Annotated in this window: 12 protein-coding genes; 11 read left to right on the top strand and 1 reads right to left on the bottom strand. The window is 66.5% G+C overall.

What is annotated here, in order from left to right:
- Positions 1-51 precede the first annotated feature (51 nt).
- From bamA to AC5P57_RS02670, 9 genes are all read left to right on the top strand, one after another.
- On the top strand, positions 52-2,415 hold the full coding sequence (gene bamA, locus AC5P57_RS02710) for an outer membrane protein assembly factor BamA (protein WP_099551347.1): 2,364 nt from the start codon (positions 52-54) through the stop codon (positions 2,413-2,415).
- 434 nt (positions 2,416-2,849) lie between these two features.
- Positions 2,850-3,872, top strand: coding sequence for a UDP-3-O-(3-hydroxymyristoyl)glucosamine N-acyltransferase (lpxD, locus tag AC5P57_RS02705; RefSeq protein ID WP_099551348.1), 1,023 nt, complete (start codon positions 2,850-2,852; stop codon positions 3,870-3,872).
- The gene (gene fabZ, locus AC5P57_RS02700; RefSeq protein ID WP_262236221.1) at positions 3,869-4,327 is read left to right on the top strand and encodes a 3-hydroxyacyl-ACP dehydratase FabZ; all 459 of its coding nucleotides are present in this window, start codon (positions 3,869-3,871) and stop codon (positions 4,325-4,327) included. Before lpxD ends, fabZ begins: the two co-directional genes overlap by 4 nt.
- 16 nt (positions 4,328-4,343) lie before the next feature.
- A complete protein-coding gene (lpxA, locus tag AC5P57_RS02695; RefSeq protein ID WP_099551349.1) occupies positions 4,344-5,135 on the top strand; it encodes an acyl-ACP--UDP-N-acetylglucosamine O-acyltransferase in 792 nt (263 codons plus the stop codon).
- Between the two features lie 53 nt (positions 5,136-5,188).
- Positions 5,189-6,391 carry a lipid-A-disaccharide synthase gene (gene lpxB, locus AC5P57_RS02690; RefSeq protein WP_239503756.1) on the top strand — a complete coding sequence of 401 codons (1,203 nt, stop codon included), beginning with the start codon at positions 5,189-5,191 and terminating at the stop codon, positions 6,389-6,391.
- On the top strand, positions 6,388-7,047 hold the full coding sequence (gene rnhB, locus AC5P57_RS02685) for a ribonuclease HII (protein ID WP_142807585.1): 660 nt from the start codon (positions 6,388-6,390) through the stop codon (positions 7,045-7,047). Before lpxB ends, rnhB begins: the two co-directional genes overlap by 4 nt.
- A gap of 216 nt (positions 7,048-7,263) precedes the next feature.
- The gene (dnaE, locus tag AC5P57_RS02680) at positions 7,264-10,854 is read left to right on the top strand and encodes a DNA polymerase III subunit alpha (RefSeq protein WP_262236220.1); all 3,591 of its coding nucleotides are present in this window, start codon (positions 7,264-7,266) and stop codon (positions 10,852-10,854) included.
- Between the two features lie 57 nt (positions 10,855-10,911).
- Positions 10,912-11,781, top strand: coding sequence for a hypothetical protein (locus AC5P57_RS02675; RefSeq protein WP_262236219.1), 870 nt, complete (start codon positions 10,912-10,914; stop codon positions 11,779-11,781).
- Between the two features lie 113 nt (positions 11,782-11,894).
- Entirely contained in the window at positions 11,895-12,854 is a 960-nt protein-coding gene (locus AC5P57_RS02670) for an acetyl-CoA carboxylase carboxyltransferase subunit alpha (protein WP_054171326.1), read from the top strand.
- A gap of 284 nt (positions 12,855-13,138) precedes the next feature.
- Here AC5P57_RS02670 and AC5P57_RS02665 read toward each other — a convergent pair whose 3' ends face one another.
- The gene (locus AC5P57_RS02665) at positions 13,139-13,594 is read right to left on the bottom strand and encodes a CopD family protein (protein WP_049433848.1); all 456 of its coding nucleotides are present in this window, start codon (positions 13,592-13,594) and stop codon (positions 13,139-13,141) included.
- A 187-nt stretch (positions 13,595-13,781) separates the two neighbouring features.
- Between AC5P57_RS02665 and AC5P57_RS02660 the strand changes: the two genes are divergently transcribed.
- Together AC5P57_RS02660 and AC5P57_RS02655 are read left to right on the top strand one after the other, a co-directional pair.
- Positions 13,782-14,372, top strand: a complete 591-nt coding sequence (locus AC5P57_RS02660; RefSeq protein ID WP_262236218.1) for a class I SAM-dependent DNA methyltransferase — start codon at positions 13,782-13,784, stop codon at positions 14,370-14,372.
- Positions 14,373-14,465: 93 nt separating this feature from the next.
- Complete coding sequence (locus AC5P57_RS02655) at positions 14,466-15,773, top strand: polyhydroxyalkanoate depolymerase (RefSeq protein WP_099551355.1); 1,308 nt, start codon at positions 14,466-14,468, stop codon at positions 15,771-15,773.
- Positions 15,774-15,939: the final 166 nt, after the last annotated feature.

Here is a 15,939-nt window from a genome sequence, read left to right as displayed (position 1 = left end):
ACAGCGTCGGCATCCCGCACCAATGAAATCGACCTTCCTACCGGACGTGACATGACGCGACTCCCCAATCGCCGCCTGCTGGCCCTCGCCCTCGCCGCCGTCACCGGCGCTCCCGCCCTGGCCCAGGCAGCCGAGCCCTTCACTGTCAGCGACATCCGCGTCGATGGCCTGCAGCGCATCAGCTCGGGCACGGTGTTCACCTACCTGCCGGTGGAACGTGGCGAGACGATCACCGACAACAAGGTCGGCGAGACCATCCGCGCCCTGTACAAGACCGGCTTCTTCGAAGACGTGCAGCTGGACCGCCAGGGCAGCATCCTGGTGGTGACCGTCAAGGAACGCCCGGCGATCAACAAGCTGACCGTGACCGGCAACAAGGACATCAAGTCCGAGCAGCTGCTCAAGGGCCTGTCCGACATCGGCCTGACCGAGGGTGGCACCTTCGACCGCCTGAGCCTGGACCGCGTGACCCAGGAACTGCGCCGCCAGTACAACGACCGTGGCAAGTACACCGTCGAGATCACCCCGACCGTGAGCCCGCTGGACCGCAACCGCGTGGACATCGCGATCGCGATCAAGGAAGGCAAGGCGGCCAAGATCCGCCACGTCAACCTCGTCGGCACCGAGAAGTTCGAGAGCAAGGACATCCTGGAGACCTGGGAGTCCAAGGAGCACAACTGGGCGTCGTGGTACCGCCGTGACGACCAGTACTCCAAGGAAAAGCTGTCCGGCGACCTGGAAAAGCTCAACTCCTGGTACCTGGACCGCGGCTACGTCGACTTCAGCATCGATTCCACCCAGGTCTCGATCAGCCCCGACAAGCGCGACATGTTCCTCACCGCGGGCGTGACCGAGGGTGCGCAGTACAAGATCTCCGAGATCAAGGTCAGCGGCGACACCATCCTCCCGCAGGAGGACGTCGAGCGCATGGTGATCCAGAAGTCCGGCGACACGTTCTCGCGTGCCCTGCTGGAATTCAGCTCGGACACCATCACCAACTCGCTGTCCAACATCGGCTACGCGTTCGCCAAGGTGAACCCGATCCCGACCACCAACCGCCCCGACCAGACCGTGGCCATCAACATGCAGGTCGTTCCGGGCCCGCGCGTGTCGGTGCGCCGCATCCTGTTCCGTGGCAACACCCGCACCTCCGACGAAGTGATGCGTCGCGAAATGCGCCAGTTCGAGAACAGCTGGTACTCGCAGGCCGCGATCGACCGCTCCAAGATCCGCCTGCAGCGCCTGGGCTACTTCGAATCGGTGGACGTGGAAACCCCGGCCGTCAGCGGCAGCAACGACCAGGTCGACGTCGTCTACAACGTCAAGGAAACCACGTCCGGCAGCTTCGTGTTTGGCCTGGGCTATTCGCAGTCCTACGGCATGACCACCTCGGTGCAGCTGTCGCAGAACAACTTCCTCGGCGGCGGCAACCGCGTGTCGGTCGAAGCCTCGCGCAGCAGCTACCTGCAGCGCTACGGCTTCAGCTACACCAACCCGTACTTCACCGATGACGGCGTGTCGCTGGGCTACAACCTGTCCTGGCGTGAACTGGACTACTCCGACTTCAACACCGCCCAGTACAACAGCACCAATGGTTCGGCGCAGGTGGTGTTCGGCGTGCCGCTGACCGAGACCGACACCGTCTCGCTGATGTTCGGCATCGACAGCAACCAGATCACGACCTACCGTGGCTCGACCCCGGCCTCGATCATCGATTACATCGATGCGGTCGGTTCGCGCACCTTCCATGCCTGGCGTACCGAGCTCGGCTGGGCGCGCGACTCGCGCAACGATTACTTCATGCCGACCCGCGGTACCTACCAGCGCGTCGGCCTGGAAACGACCCTGCCAGGTTCGACCATCGAGTACTACAAGCTGAACTACCAGATCAGCAAGTACTGGCCGATCATGCCGTCGCTGGTGATCAACACCCGCGCCGAAGTGGGCTACGGCGATGCCTACGGCAAGGACTACACCCGCACGATCACCGACGCCGACGGCAAAACCCGTACCGTCACCGCCAGCGGCCTGCCGTTCTTCGAGAACTTCTACGCCGGCGGTACCAACTCGGTACGCGGCTTCGAGGACAACACCCTCGGTCCGCGCGAAGTGACCCAGGGTTACCCGGAAGGCCAGCCGCTGGGTGGCTCGCTGAAGACCGTCGGTTCGGTCGAAGCCTACTTCCCGCGCCTGTTCGACAGCCCGTCGGCCCGCGTGTCGGCCTTCGTCGACTTCGGTAACGTCTACAACGGCACCAAGAACTTCAAGGCCAACGAGCTGCGCGTGTCCTCCGGTGTCGCCCTGTTGTGGCGTGCTCCGGTCGGCCCGATCTCGATCAGCTACGCGTTCCCGCTGAAGAAGGAAGACGGCGACAAGATCGAACGCCTGCAGTTCACCTTCGGCGGCCAGTTCTGAGGAACGACGTTCCTCAGAACTGATCCACCTCCGGTGAATTGCCCGCGCATTTCACCTATCCCCCGCGCCGCTGGCGCGCCCCCCTTAACAAAAGGGGGGCTCTCCACCAGACGGGGCGCGAAGCGCCGGGCTCTGCCCGGCGTTTTCGTTTGGCCTGGACGCCGGAAGCGCCCGCTCTGCTTTTGATCTTTTCTGTTTTTCCGTGGCTGGCACTCGCGCCAGGCCGTCGGAGGTCGGACGGGGCGGGGCTGCGGGGGTGTGAGCCGCATGGATGCGGCGACCAAGGCTACATGGACGTACTTGCGCCGCCCCCCGCAGCCCCGCCCCGTCCGACCCAGCCCATGACACTCGCTCTGCCGGCCGCGAGGGGCCCTGCCGTTGGCTGCATGTGCCCCCCGCATGACCGCAATGGCGTCACACGTTAAACTCCCGCCGTGAATACTCCCACCTACACCGCCCAGCAACTCGCCGAGCAGTTCGGCCTGCAGGTCCATGGCGACCCCGCCACCGCCATCCATGGCGTGGCCACCCTCGCCCATGCCGGCCCTGGCCAGCTGACCTTCCTCGCCAACCCCCGCTACCGCGCCCAGCTGGCCGACAGCCAGGCCTCGCTGGTGGTCCTGCGTGCCGACGACGCCGAGGCCGCCCCCGGCGCCGCGCTCGTGGCCAAGGACCCGTACACCACCTTCGCCAAGATCGCCGCGCTGTTCGACATCGCGCCGACGCGCCCGCCGGGCATCCACCCCAGCGCCGTCATCGATCCCAGCGCCCAGGTCGCCGCCAGCGCCCATATCGGTCCCTTCGTCTCCATCGGCGCGCGCAGCGTGGTCGGTGAGAACTGCATCATCGGCACCGGCAGCGTGATCGGCGAAGACTGCAGCCTGGACAACGGCTGCGAACTGATCGCGCGGGTCACCCTGGTCACCCGGGTCAAGCTCGGCAAGCGCGTTCGCGTGCATCCCGGTGCCGTGCTCGGCGCCGATGGCTTCGGCCTGGCCATGGATGCCGGCAAGTGGATCAAGGTGCCGCAGCTCGGCGGCGTGCGCATCGGCGATGACTGCGAGATCGGCGCCAACACCTGCGTCGACCGCGGTGCGCTGGAAGACACCGTGCTGGACGACGACGTGCGCCTGGACAACCTGGTGCAGATCGCGCACAACGTGCAGATCGGCGCGCACTCGGCCATCGCCGGCTGCACCGGCATCGCCGGCAGTGCCAGGATCGGCCGCTACTGCCTGCTCGGCGGCCACGTCGGCGTGGTCGGCCACCTCGAGATCTGCGACAAGGTCGTGATCACCGGCAAGTCGGTGGTCCGCAATTCCATCCATGAGCCGGGCGAGTACTCGTCCGGCACCCCGTTGACCGACAACCGCACGTGGCGCAAGAACGCCGCGCGCTTCAAGCAGCTGGACGCATTGGCTCGCCGCGTCCTGGCTGCTGGCAAGGAGAAAGAATGAACGACACGCTGCAGCTTCCTATCGACGTCTGCCAGATCCAGGAACTGCTCCCGCACCGTTACCCGTTCCTGCTGGTGGACCGGGTGCTTGAACTCGACATCGAAGCCAAGCGCATCCTTGCGCAGAAGAACGTCAGCATCAACGAGCCGTTCTTCCAGGGCCACTTCCCGGGCCGCCCGATCATGCCCGGTGTGCTGATCATCGAAGCGCTGGCCCAGGCCGGTGGCGTAATGACCCAGCTGACGCTTGGCCGCGATGCGCAGTCCAAGCTGTTCTACATGGTCAAGGTGGAAAACGCCCGCTTCAACAAGCAGGTCGTCCCCGGCGACGTGCTGATGCTGCATGTGCAGATGAAGCGCCTGATCCGCAACATGGGCTGGTACTACGGCGAAGCCAAGGTCAACGGTGAAGTCGTCGCCTCGGCCGAGGTCATGTGCGCCAGTGCCAAGGGCTGATCCACGGGAGGCAGGAATGACTGACAACGCACCGCGGATCCACCCGACCGCCGTCATCGATCCGGCCGCGCGCCTGGCCGACGACGTCCAGGTCGGCGCGTTCACCCTGATCGGTGCCGATGTCGAAATCGGTGCCGGCACGGTGGTGGGCCCCCACTGCAGCATCCACGGCCCGACGAAGATCGGCCGTGACAACCGCTTCGTGGGCCACGCAGCGGTCGGTGGCGAGCCGCAGGACAAGAAGTTCGCTGGCGAACGCACCGAACTGGTGATCGGCGACCGCAACGTGTTCCGCGAGTTCGTCACGCTGAACCGTGGCACCGGCGGCGGCGGTGGCATCACCACCATCGGCGACGACAACTGGATGCTGGCCTACACACACGTGGCGCATGACTGCCATGTCGGCAACTTCTGCGTGTTCTCCAACAACACCACACTGGCCGGCCACGTGACCGTGGGCGACTACGTGATCATCAGCGGCTTCGCCGGTGCCCACCAGTTCTGCCGCATCGGTGCGCATGCCTTCCTCGGCATGGGCGCGCTGACCAATGGCGACGTACCACCGTTCACCATGGTCGGCACCGATTCGCTGGGCCGCCCGCGTGGTATCAACAGCGAAGGCCTGAAGCGCCGCGGCTTCGATGCCGAGCGCATCTCCGCCATCAAGCGCGCCTACCGCACCCTGTACGTGGCAGGCCTGCCGCTGGCCGAAGCCAAGGTGCAGCTGACCGAACAGGCGCGTGACAGCGATGACGTCAAGGCGATGCTGGACTTCATCGAGCACGCCGAGAGGCCCTTGCTGCGATGAGCAGCACGACCGGCCAGGCGCCGGCCGGCGCCGCCGTGATTCCGCTGGCCTCCATGGCTGGCAGCGTCCCTGCCCAGCGGGTGCTCAGCGAGCGCCCGTTGCGGATCGCCCTGGTGGCCGGTGAGGCCTCCGGCGATCTGCTCGGTGCGGGCCTGGTGCGCGAACTGAAAGCGCGCTTCCCGAATGCCGAATTCGCCGGCATCGGCGGCGACGCCATGCGCAGCGCCGGCTGCCAGACCTGGCACGACGCCAGCGAACTGGCGGTGATGGGCCTGACTGAAGTACTGCGCCATCTCCCACGCCTGTTGAAACTGCGTTCGGCGTTCCGCCAGCGTGCACTGGAATGGCAGCCGGACGTGTTCATCGGCATCGACGCGCCCGACTTCAACCTGGGCATCGAGCGCTGGCTGAAGCAGCGCGGCGTGCGCACCGTGCACTACGTCAGCCCCTCGGTCTGGGCCTGGCGCGAGAAGCGGGCGGAGAAGATCGGCAGCAGCGCCGACCTGGTGCTGTGCCTGTTCCCGATGGAACCGCCGATCTATGCCAGGCACGGCATCGACGCGCGCTTCGTCGGCCACCCGATGGCCGATGACATTCCGCTGCAGGGCAACCGCGAGGAGGCCCGTGCCGCACTTGGCCTGCCGACCTCGGCCAAGGTACTGGCAGTGTTGCCGGGCAGCCGCCTGGGCGAGATTTCGCGCTTGGGCGAACCGTTCTTCGAGGCCGCCTGGCAGGTCTCCGAACGCATCCCCGGCCTGCACGTGGTGGTGCCTGCGGCCAACCCGGCCTGCAAGCGCCTGATCGAAGAGCAGCTGTCACGCTCGGCGTTGCCGGTGGCTTTTTCGCACGTTCTCGACGGCGAGGCACGCAACGCGATGATCGCCGCCGATGTGGTGGTGCTGGCCTCGGGCACCGCGACGCTGGAGGCGATGCTGGTCAAGCGGCCGATGGTGGTCGGTTACCGCGTCAACGAGCTCACCTACCGTCTGGTCAAGGCGCTGGGCCTGATCAAGGTCGATCGCTTCGCCCTGCCCAACATCCTGGCGGGCCAGGACCTGGCACCGGAACTGATGCAGCACGACTGCACACCAGACAAGCTGGCGGCAGCCATCCAGCAGTGGTTCGACCACCCGCAGCGGGTGATCGACCTGCAGGACACCTATGCCCGCCTGCATGAGCGCCTGCGCCGCAATGCCTCGGCCCGTGCGGCCGACGCGGTGGGCGAGCTGCTGATGCGCGACCAGGCCCAGGCATGAGCCGCCGCCACGCCGCAGCGGCCAGCCTGGCCCTGTTCGACGCCGCCGCCGTGGTCGAGCCGGAGCGTCTGGTCGCCGGCGTCGACGAAGCTGGCCGCGGTCCGCTGGCCGGACCGGTGGCGGTGGCAGCAGTGGTGTTCGATCCATCCCGGCCGCGAATCAACGGCCTGGACGATTCCAAGCAGCTGACCGCAGCCCGCCGCGAGCAACTGCATGACCGCATCATCGAACGTGCCCTGGCCTGGCAGGTGGTGCTGGTGGACGTGGACACCATCGACCGCCTGAACATCTACCAGGCCACCCTGCAGGGCATGCGCGACGTGGTTGCGGCAGTGGCCCACGTCGCCGGCTTCGCCCGCATCGACGGCAACGTCGTGCCCAAGGGCCTGGTGCTCCCCGCACAGGCGCTGGTCGGTGGCGACGGCATCGACCGGTCGATCATGGCCGCTTCGATCCTGGCCAAGGTCTCGCGCGACCGCTACATGCAGGACGTGCACGCCCGCTACCCTCAGTATGGGTTCGAGCAGCACAAGGGCTACGGCACCCCGGCCCACCTGGCAGCCCTGCGCGAGCACGGCCCCTGCGAGGAACACCGCCGCAGCTTCGCCCCGGTGCGTGAGTGCCTGCAGGCCGAGCAGGCCGTCACGATCGCCTGAACAGCCGTCGGGCATGGCCCGGCGCTACCACGGTATTGTGAACGCATCCGGTAGCGCCGGGCCATGCCCGGCGGTATTCGCGCAATCGACGTACCGTCAAGTCCTTGTCGCCTCCCCCTGCCCTCGCTACCCTGACCGGGCACTCCAGCGCTTCCCGACCCCGGCGACGATTCCCCCGTCAGCACCCGGGGCCCGCGCGCTCCAACCTGGTCCGGCATGTCCAACTCCCGCTTCGTACATCTCCACGTCCACACCGAGTTCTCGCTGGCGGACTCCACCATCCGTGTACCGGCCAAACCGGACCAGGCGGACCCGAAAAAGGCCAAGCAGGCCAACCTGCTGTCGCGCTCGGTCGAGCTCGGCCTGCCCGCGCTGGCGGTGACCGATCTCAACAACCTGTTCGCGCTGGTCAAGTTCTACAAGGCCGCCGAAGGCGTGGGCATCAAGCCGATCGCCGGCGCCGACGTGCTGATCGCCGAAGAGGGCCAGGACCCGTGGCGGATGACCTTGCTGTGCCGCGACCGCGAAGGCTACCTGAGCCTGTCGCGGCTGCTGACCCGCGCCTGGATGGAAGGCCATCGCCCGGAAGGCGGTGTGGCCATCCATCCGGACTGGCTGAAGGCCGGCAATGCCAACCTGTTCGCGCTGGCCGGCCGGCAGAGCCTGGCCGGGCGCCTGGCGCTGGACGGCAAGCATGAACTGGCCGAGCAGCAGCTGGCCGACTGGCAGCGCGTGTTCGGCGATGGCCTGCACCTGGAACTGACCCGTACCGGCCGCGAGGGCGAGGAAACCTTCAACCAGTTCGCGCTGATGGCGGCCGGCCAACGTGGCCTGCCGGTGGTGGCCAGCAATGATGTGCGCTTCCTGTCGCCCACCGATTTCAGCGCGCACGAAGCGCGCGTGTGCATTTCCACCGGGCGCGTGCTGGACGACCCCAAGCGCCCGCGCGAGTACAGCGACCAGCAGTACCTGAAGTCGGCCGAGGAGATGTGTGCGCTGTTCGCCGACATCCCCGATGCGATCGACAACACGCTGGCGCTGGCCGAGCGCTGCAACATCGAGATGCGGCTGGGCACCTACTTCCTGCCCAACTACCCGGTGCCCGACGACGAGACCCTGGACACCTGGATCCAGAAGATGTCGCGCGATGGCCTGGAAGAGCGCCTGGAGAAGAATCCGCTGGCGCCGGGCAAGACCCGCGAAGAATACTTCGAGCGCCTGGAATTCGAGCTCAACACCATCATCAAGATGGGCTTCCCCGGCTACTTCCTGATCGTGGCCGACTTCATCCAGTGGGGCAAGAACCAGGGCATCCCGATCGGCCCGGGCCGTGGTTCGGGTGCCGGTTCGCTGGTGGCGTGGGCACTGAAGATCACCGATCTGGACCCGCTGCCGTACAACCTGCTGTTCGAGCGCTTCCTGAACCCGGAACGCGTGTCGATGCCCGACTTCGACATCGACTTCTGCATGGACCGCCGCGACGAGGTGATCGACTACGTCGCGCGCAAGTACGGGCGCGAGCGCGTCAGCCAGATCATCACCTACGGCACCATGGCCGCCAAGGCGGTGGTGCGCGACTCCGGCCGCGTGCTCGGCTTCCCGTACGGCCTGGTGGATGGCGTCTCCAAGCTGATCCCGAACATCCTGGGCATCCACTTGAAGGATGCACTGGGCAAGGGCAAGGAAGGCCCCAGCTCGGAAATGGCCTCGCCGGAGCTGATCCAGCGCTACGAGACCGAGGACGATGTCCGCGACCTGATCGACCTGGCGCTGCAGCTGGAAGACCTGACCCGCAACGCAGGCAAGCATGCCGGTGGCGTGGTGATCGGTCCCGAACCGCTGAGCGAGTTCTGCCCGCTGTACGCCGAACACGACGAGAACGGCCTGGGCAAGAACCCGGTCACCCAGTTCGACAAGAACGACGTGGAAGAAGTCGGCCTGGTGAAGTTCGACTTCCTCGGCCTGCGCACGCTGACCATCATCGACTGGGCGGTGAAGGCGATCAACAAGCGCCATGAGCGCGCCGGCATCCCGCCGGTGGACATCGCCGCGATCCCGCTCGACGACACGCCCACCTACAAGGACATCTTCGCCAACGGCAACACCGGCGCGGTGTTCCAGTTCGAATCCTCGGGCATGCGCCGCCTGCTGAAGGACGCGCGCCCCGACCGTTTCGAAGATCTGATCGCGCTGGTGTCGCTGTACCGCCCCGGCCCGATGGACCTGATTCCTTCGTTCAACGCGCGTAAGCACGGCCAGGAAGAAATCATCTATCCCGATCCGCGCACCGAAGCGATCCTGAAAGACACCTACGGCATCATGGTGTACCAGGAGCAGGTGATGCAGATGGCGCAGATCGTCGGCGGCTACTCGCTGGGTGGCGCCGACCTGCTGCGCCGTGCGATGGGCAAGAAGGTGCCGGCCGAAATGGCCAAGCACCGCGAGATCTTCCGCGAAGGTGCGGCCAAGGACGGCGTGGACGAAGCCAAGGCCGATGCGATCTTCGACCTGATGGAGAAGTTCGCCGGCTACGGCTTCAACAAGTCGCACGCCGCCGCCTACGCGCTGGTCAGTTACCAGACCGCGTGGTTGAAGCGCCATTACCCGGCCGAGTTCATGGCGGCCACGCTGTCGTCCGACCTGGACAACACCGACAAGGTGGTCGGCTTCCTCGACGAGGTGCGCAACCTCGGCCTGACCGTGCTGCCACCGAAGGTGAACCAGTCGGCCTTCATGTTCGAAGCGGTGACCCCGGACACCATCCAGTACGGCCTGGGCGCGATCAAGGGCGTTGGCCAGGGGGCCTGCGAAGCGGTGGTGGACGAGCGCCTGAAGGGCGGCAGGTACAAGGACCTGCTCGACTTCTGCACCCGCGTCGGCTCGGCCAAGCTCAACCGGCGCACGCTGGAAGCGATGATCAACTGCGGCGCGCTGGACGAGCTCGGTCACAACCGCGCCTCGCTGATGCTGCAGCTGCCGGAAGTGATCAAGGCCACCGACCAGATGGCGCGCGAGCGCGCCTCGGGCCAGAACTCGCTGTTCGGCGGCCCCGACCCGAGCACGACCACGATCCAGCTGGACCTGCCCGAAGCCGAGGAATGGCCGCTGCTGCAGCGCCTGAACGGCGAGCGCGACACGCTGGGCTTCTACCTCAGCGGGCACCCGTTCGATCCCTGGCGCGACGATGTGCGCGACCTGGTCGGCAACGACCTGGGCGCGGTGGAGAAGATCTGGAGCGCCAACAGTGGCGGCGGTGGCGGTGGCGAGAAGCGCTGGCGCCCCGAAGTACAGACCGTGCTGGCCGGCCAGGTGGTCGGCGTGCGCCGCAAGGGCGAGAGCCAGATCTTCATCCAGCTCGAAGACGGCCGTGGCCGCGTCGAGTGCAGCGCGTTCTCCGACGCGATGGCCGAGTTCGGCCACCTGATGACCAAGGACCGCATCCTGGTGGTCAAGGGTGGCCTGCGCGAGGACGAGTTCAACGGCGGCTACGCACTGCGCATCCGCCAGTGCTGGGACTTCGACGAGGTCTGCGCCAACTACGCCACGCGCCTGTCGCTGCGCCTGGACCTGCGCCAGCAGCGCCCGGTCTGGGAGCGCATCGACGCCCTGCTCGACCGCCACCGCCCGGGGCGTACCCCACTGCGCCTGGACCTGCTGCTGAAGGGCCCGCAGGGCGGCGTCGCCGGCATGCTCGATGTGTCCGGGCAGAGCGCCGTACGCATCGATTCCAAGCTGATGGAGGCGCTGCGCGCCGACCCGGCCGTGCGCACGCTGAAGGTGCGCTACAGCCCACCGTGGGCCAGCTGAGGCTGGCGCCATCGTTTTCCTGCACTCCCCGTTCCAGATATCAAGGACGATTTTCCGATGAAGACCCTGCTGTTCCCGTTCGCTGCCGCTCTGGCCCTGGCCGCCTGTTCGCCCTCGAAGGTCGAGTTCCAGATCGACAACCCCACCGACACGCCGCTGGCACTGAGCATCGATGGCAAGGACCTGCCGGTCGCCGCACAGGGCTCGCGCCCGATTTCGCTGGCCGTGGGCGAGCATCGCCTGCACACCGAAAAGCTCGGCGACGTGCGCTTCATCGTCTACACCGACGGGCGTGGCGGCCTGATCAACCCGACCCTGAGCGAATACGTGGTCGCCCGCGAGATCTACGTCACCGACGAGAGCAAGCTGAAGAACTTCGGCACCGGCAAGGCCGGCATCGAGCTGGGTGGCGTCGACTTCGAAGGCCCGTTCGAGAAGCACCACGACCTGTTCATCGACAAGACCTGGACCTACGGCGTGCGCGAGCCCTTCCCGAAGGAAAAGGTGGTGGCGCACGTCGACGCCAGCGGTGGCCAGATCGTGGCCAAGGTGTTCACCGCCCCCGACTTCATTGCCTACGTCGAAGAAGGCATGGGCGAGCCGGGTGCGTTCAAACGCGAGCAGCCGGCCGGCTACGTGGCCCCGGCGTACAGCCTGGAACCGGCCCCGGCCAGCCTGCCGGCGCTGGTGCCGGCCTTCGAGGCCCACGCCGCGCCGCTGCGCGAGGTCTATGCGCGCTGGCTGAAGGCCACCACCGCCGAGGAACAGAAGGCCCTGCGCAAGCAGGACTTCGCCGCGCAGATGGCCTTCACCTCGGCCACCGCCAGCCTGGGCAGCGGGCTGGGCCGGGAGGCCAACGAGGCCTACAACGACTTCGTCTCCCAGCGCAGCCAGCTGATGGGCCGCAGCGCCCTGGTGGTGCCCTGAACTGACTGGCGCCCCCTGCCCGGCTGCGCTACCGTCGCCTTCCAGACGAGGGCGTACGGGTGGTTTGCACGCATTCGGCTAGAATTCCCCTCTTCTTTACACGACGGCTTCCGATGAATCCGAACTACCTCGACTTCGAGCAACCCATCGCCGACCTGGAAGCCAAGATCCAGGAACTGCGCAACGCCAGTGCCGGGCCGGCGGTCAATGTCGAGGCGGAAGTGCACGCGCTGCAGGACAAGCTGCGCATGCGCACCGCGCAGATCTTCCGCAACCTGACCTCGTGGCAGGTGCTGCAGCTGGCCCGTCATCCGTCGCGCCCGTACACCGCCGACTACCTCCGCGTCATGTTCGATGAGTTCCAGGAGCTGGCCGGTGACCGTGCCTTCGCCGACGACAAGGCCATCATGGGTGGCCTGGCCCGCATCAACGGCCGTGCAGTGATGGTGATCGGCCACCAGAAGGGCCGTGACACCAAGGAAAAGATCAAGCGCAACTTCGGCATGCCGAAGCCGGAGGGCTACCGCAAGGCCCTGCGCCTGATGAAGATGGCCGAGCGCTTCGGCCTGCCGGTGCTGACCCTGATCGACACCGCCGGCGCCTGGCCGGGCATCGACGCCGAATCGCGCGGCCAGTCCGAAGCGATCGCACGGAACCTGATCGAGATGGCCGAACTGAAGGTGCCGATCATCTGCACCGTGATCGGTGAAGGCGGCTCCGGCGGCGCGCTGGCGCTGGGCGTGGGCGACCGCACCGTGATGCTGGAGTATTCGGTGTACTCGACCATCACCCCGGAAGGCTGCGCCTCGATCCTGTGGAAGGACGCCGGCAAGGCCAAGGATGCCGCCGAACAGCTGGGCCTGACCGCCCCGCGCCTGAAGAGCCTGGGCCTGGTCGACAAGGTCGTGCGCGAGCCGACCGGTGGCGCCCACCGCAACCCGACGCAGATGGCCAAGCGCCTGAAGGCGGTGCTGCTGAACGAACTGGACGCGCTGGACAAGCTGTCCACCGAACAGCTGCTGGAACAGCGCTACACCCGCCTGCGCAGCTACGGCACGTACGAAGCAGCCTGATTCATCGGCTTGTTACTTTCTTGCTCGTGCAAGAAAGTAACCAAAGAACACGCCGCCGAACGCGAGCCGGTGCTGTGCACCGGTTCCCTGCGCTTCTCGGTGAATCAGGGGACGGCGCCGAACTCGCTGCGCTCAGACATCGGCACCTCTTCGCCCCTGTTTCACCTGCGATGCTCGGCTCGCTCATGGCGGACCTGGACATCAAAAGCCACAGCTGCACCCAGTAGATCCACGCCATGCGTGGATGCATCTGTGCGATGCGCCGCGCGCGCAGCGCGCCCCGTTCAGAACGGCTTGGCCAGCACCAGCCATACGATCGGAATGAAGGCCAGCAGCGGGATCTCGTTGATCCAGCGCAGCGCGCGCGACGACGGCAGCGCCCTGCCCTTGGCGACGCCCTTGAGCAGGCGGCCGATCCAGCTGAAGTACACCAGCAGCAGCACCACCAGCCCCAGCTTGGCATGCAGCCAGCCGGCGCCACCGGGCGCGACCATGGTCGGGAAATCGGGAATGACCTTGTAGCCCAGCCACAGCACCAGGCCCAGCAGGAAGGCCAGGCCGAACATCGAGTGGCCGAAGCGGTACAGGCGCAGCCCCATCAGCTGCAGGCGCTCGGTCACCGCCGGCTGGCCTGCGGTCTCGGCCAGGTTCACCAGGATGCGCGGCAGGTAGAACACCGTGGCCATCCACGCCACCACGAACACGATGTGGAAGGTCTTGACCCAGTAGTAGCTCTGCATGCGCTCGCTCCGGCGGCTGGCGTAGGTGGATACCTATTGTCGCAGTAGAGCCACCCCATGGGTGGCTGCCGCGTCCAATCGCCGCACCATGGCAGCCACGCATGGCGTGGCTCTACTGCAGGTCCGCCACACCCGGGGGCACAACACCGTACGATAGACGCCGTTTTCCCCGATCGTGCACCGCCCCATGGACAAGACCTACGACGCCGCCTACTTCCAACGCTGGTACCGCCGTGCCGACATCGGCGGCAGCGCCCGCCTGGCGCGCAAGGTGGCATTGGCCGTGGCCAGCGCCGAGTACTACCTGGAGCGGCCGATCCGCAGTGTGCTGGATATCGGCTGTGGTGAAGGCGCCTGGCGCGCGCCGCTGCTGAAGCTGCGTCCGAAGGTCGAATACCTCGGCTTCGACAGCAGCGAGTACGCTGTGCGCCGCTACGGCAGGACCCGCAACCTGCACATGGCCCGCTTCGGCGATTTCGCCTGGCTGCGGCCCTGTGCCCCGGTCGACCTGCTGATCTGCTCGGACGTGATGCACTACGTGCCCGACCGCGAGCTGCGTGCCGGACTGGCCGGCGTGGCCGAGCTGAACGGCGGCGTGGCCTTCCTGGAAACCTTCGTCGCCGAGGACGAGTTCGACGGCGACCACGACGGCTTCCAGCCCCGCCCAGCGCGCTGGTACCGCCGCACGCTGGCCCGGCACGGCCTGCAGCCGGTGGGGTCGCACTGCTGGCTCGGCCCCGCCCTGGCAGGCGATGCGGCCGCGCTGGAACGGATGTGAATCCGGATTCATTATTTTCAGCCGACTTAACCTGCGGGACACCCGGATGGGATATGCTGCGCGGCAACATATGACCATACATATTCGGTCGTCATGCTCTATCAACTGCACGAACTGACCCGCAACCTGCTCGCCCCCTGGGTGCACCAGGCCCAGGCCAACGCCAGGTTCTTCGCCAACCAGGGCCACTGGTGGTCGCAGATGCCCGGCGCTGATCGCCTGGCGGCGGTCAATGAACTCTTCCATCGCATCGGCAAGGATTACGAGAAGCCCGAGTGGGGCATCAACGAAATCGACGTCGATGGCGAACGCGTGCCGATCGTCGTGCACGAGGAAGTGAGCAAGCCGTTCTGCAAGCTGCTGCGCTTCAAGCGCCACAGCAATGAAGCCGACCAGCTGCACACGATGCTCAACCAGCCGTTCGTGCTGGTGGTGGCGCCGCTGTCCGGCCACCACGCCACGCTGCTGCGCGATACCGTGCGCACGCTGCTGCGCGACCACCGCGTGTATGTGACTGACTGGGTCGACGCGCGCATGGTGCCGTCCAGCGAAGGCGAATTCGGCCTGGACGACTACATCGCCTACATCCAGGAATTCATCCGCCACCTCGGCGTCGAGCGCCTGCACGTGGTGAGCGTGTGCCAGCCGACCGTACCGGTGCTGGCCGCGGTTTCGCTGATGGCCAGCCGTGGCGAGCCGACCCCGCGCACCCTGGTGATGATGGGGGGCCCGATCGATGCGCGCTGCAGCCCGACCGCAGTGAACAACCTGGCCACGCAGAACCCGTTGTCGTGGTTCGAGAACAACGTCATCCACACCGTGCCGGCCAGCTACCCCGGTGCCGGCCGCCGCGTGTATCCGGGCTTCCTGCAGCACGCCGGCTTCCTGTCGATGAACCCGAGCCGCCACTTCAGCTCGCACTGGGACTTCTACACCGACCTGGTCAAGGGCGATCTGGAAGACGCCGACGCGCACCGCCGTTTCTACGACGAGTACAACGCGGTACTGGACATGCCGGCCAAGTACTACCTCGATACCATCCGCGTGGTATTCCAGGACTTCCTGCTGCCGCGTGGCGAGTGGGTGGTCAATGGCGAGAAGGTCGATCCGTCGGCGATCCGCGATACCGCGCTGCTGAGCATCGAAGGCGAGCTGGACGATATCGCCGGCCTCGGCCAGACCGAAGCCGCGCAGGCGCTGTGCACCGGTATCACTGCGGACCGCCGCGAGCATTTCATCGTCGAAGGTGCCGGCCACTACGGGATCTTCAGCGGTCGTCGCTGGCGCGAAGTGGTGTACCCGAAGGTGCGCGACTTCTTCGCAGCGCATGCCGAAGCACCGGCGGCGAAGGCTACGAAGAAGAAGAGCAACGTCACCCCGTTGCGTCGAAAGGCGGGGTAACCCGCCGGTGGTGGGTGCCGACCTGGGTTGGCGCCATGCCATGAATCCCGGTATCTGATGGAGCGTGCCAACCAAGGTTGGCACCTACCAAAGCGAAGTCCGCCAAACGCCCCGACGCTGATGGAGCGTGCCAACCAAGGTTGGCACCTACCAAAGCGAAGTCCGC

The sequence above is a fragment of the Stenotrophomonas sp. YJH_SMC_79 genome, assembly GCF_059367995.1.
This window is presented reverse-complemented; position numbering and strand designations above follow the sequence as displayed.